Origin of the sequence: Pseudonocardia xishanensis (assembly GCF_039541715.1) — a bacterium.
GTDB classification, from domain to species: domain Bacteria; phylum Actinomycetota; class Actinomycetes; order Mycobacteriales; family Pseudonocardiaceae; genus Pseudonocardia; species Pseudonocardia xishanensis.
In genome coordinates, this window is sequence record NZ_BAABGT010000105.1 from 1 (window position 1) to 2,097 (window position 2,097).

Here is a 2,097-nt window from a genome sequence, read left to right on the forward strand (position 1 = left end):
CATCGCCCAACAGGGTGCGGTGGCCTGAACGTCAGCCTCACGCAGACCCAGGACGGTTCATGATGTGGGCGCATCAGGCCCTCCATGACCGGACTTGGTGCCACCGTCACCGCGCGACGGCCTGATCCTGGGTCGCCGGCGCGGCGTGAGGGTCGTCGGCGGGACGTTGACGGGCGCCAGCCACCGGCGCACTATCGAGATCATGTCTGCCCCGATAATGTCCCCCCAGTCCACCACCGCCTACGAGCCGGACCAGGATGGCCTGGACCTGCCCACACCGCCGGTGTTCGCGACCGTCGAGGAGGAGCGGCTGCACCGCAAGCAGCAGCTCGCGGGCGCCTTCCGGATCTTCGGCCGGTTCGGCTTCGGGGAGGGCATCGCCGGGCACATCACCGTCCGCGACCCCGAGCACCCGGACATGTTCTGGGTCAACCCCTTCGGCATGTCGTTCCGGCACATCCGGGTCTCGGACCTGATCCTCGTCGACCACACCGGCACGGTCCGGCACGGGGACAAGCCGGTCAACCGGGCCGGGTTCCTGATCCACTCCGCGGTGCACCAGGCGCGGCCCGACGTCGTCGCGGCGGCCCACGCGCATTCCGTGAACGGCAAGGCGTGGTCCTCGCTGGGCAGGACGCTGAGCCCCATCACACAGGACGCCTGCGCGCTCTACGAGAACCACACGGTCGTCACCGAGGGTGCGGGTGCCGTGGTCCTCGACGAGGAGACCGGGCGGCTGCTCGCGAAGGGCCTGGGCGACAACGCTATGTGCTTCCACCGCAACCACGGGATCTTCACCGTGGGGCACACCGTCGCCGAGGCGGCCTGGTGGTTCGTGAGCACCGAGCGCAACTGCCAGGCCCAGCTGCTGGCCGAGGCCGCGGGCACACCGATCCTGATGGACCTCGCGAACGCGCGTTTCACCCGCGACCAGACAGGGTCGCACTACGCGGGGTGGTTCTCCTTCCAGCCGCTGTGGGAGGAGATCGTCCGCACGGACCCCGACCTGTTCGACTGAGGTCACCCGGCCCGCTCCGCGACGTCCCGCGGGCGCGGTCGAATGGCAGTTCGTCGACCATGATCGCTGATCGTGTGCTCTCAGCGCGGTTCCGATAGCGCTGACGGCGCGCAACTCGCGATCAAGCGGACCTGGCGGCACGAAACGGCGATCGTCGTCGGGCTGGCGACGTCGCGCGTGCTCATCATGAGTTGGACGTGCCGCCAAGACTCCAGACGCGCGAAAGGCCCCCGACCGGATGGCGGATTCCAGGGGTCGACGCAACACCGCTGGTAGGTCGGTCAGGCGGACAGTAGCCCCGGTCATTCACCAAGCCCATAGTTGATCTTCTGGGTTTGGTTGTCCGGGTCGTTGCGGTCTCAGGGCGTGCGGGGCCGTCCGGCCTGCTGTTGTGCCGGGTGCTCCGTGCTGCTCGTCGTGACCGGGGGGCGGGTGTCAGCCGGCGGGAACGGGCAGGCGTGCAGGCGGGCGAACGCGGCGGCGAGCTCACGTGCCCAGGGCCAGGACTGCTGGATCCGGACCCAGGTCCGCCGCTGACCGCGAGTGATGCGGGCGGCGAGGTGCAGCAGTCGATGGCGCAACGTCTTCGGCTCGGCCTTCGCGAACTCGCCGTCGAGCAGGAGGTGCTGGGTCCAGGCGAGCAGGTCGACGGCCAGCAGGACCACGGTCAGCCAGGCGGCGTTGATCGCGAAGGTCCGCGACGGGAAGTGGTCCAGGCCGGTGTCCTTGGTAGTGCGAATGCGGTCCTCGACCCGGGCGTGGGCGCGGTGGCGGGCGTCGAGGAAGGCCAGTTGTCCGGCGCGGGTGTCACCCCCGCGCTCATCGGGGCGTACGACGACATCGTGCTCCCGGCGGCCTCGGCTGCGATGGACTGGGAGGCCGAGCTCACGGTCGTGGTCGGCGCACCACTGCGCCACGCCGACACGGCAACGGCTGCTGCGGCCATCGCCGGCTACACCGTCTGCAACGACGTGACCGCACGGGACTGGCAGTATCGGACCACCCAGTGGCTGCAGCGCTAGATGTACTCGGCCATCACGTTGGTGACAGGCGGCTGGCCGGGGGTTGGCCGGTGCAGG

General features: G+C 69.7%; 1 protein-coding gene and 2 pseudogenes. 2 read left to right on the top strand and 1 reads right to left on the bottom strand.

What is annotated here, in order from left to right; translation table 11 throughout:
- The first annotated feature begins 202 nt into the window (after nt 1–202).
- Nucleotides 203–1,018 carry a class II aldolase/adducin family protein gene (locus ABD993_RS31725; protein WP_345426556.1) on the top strand — a complete coding sequence of 272 codons (816 nt, stop codon included), beginning with the start codon at nt 203–205 and terminating at the stop codon, nt 1,016–1,018.
- 443 nt (nt 1,019–1,461) lie between these two features.
- Here ABD993_RS31725 and ABD993_RS31730 read toward each other — a convergent pair.
- Nucleotides 1,462–1,809, bottom strand: a pseudogene (locus tag ABD993_RS31730) (transposase); the annotation flags it as partial.
- A gap of 24 nt (nt 1,810–1,833) precedes the next feature.
- Between ABD993_RS31730 and ABD993_RS31735 the strand changes: the two are divergent.
- Nucleotides 1,834–2,034 (top strand): annotated as a pseudogene (locus ABD993_RS31735) (fumarylacetoacetate hydrolase family protein); the annotation flags it as partial.
- Nucleotides 2,035–2,097: the final 63 nt, after the last annotated feature.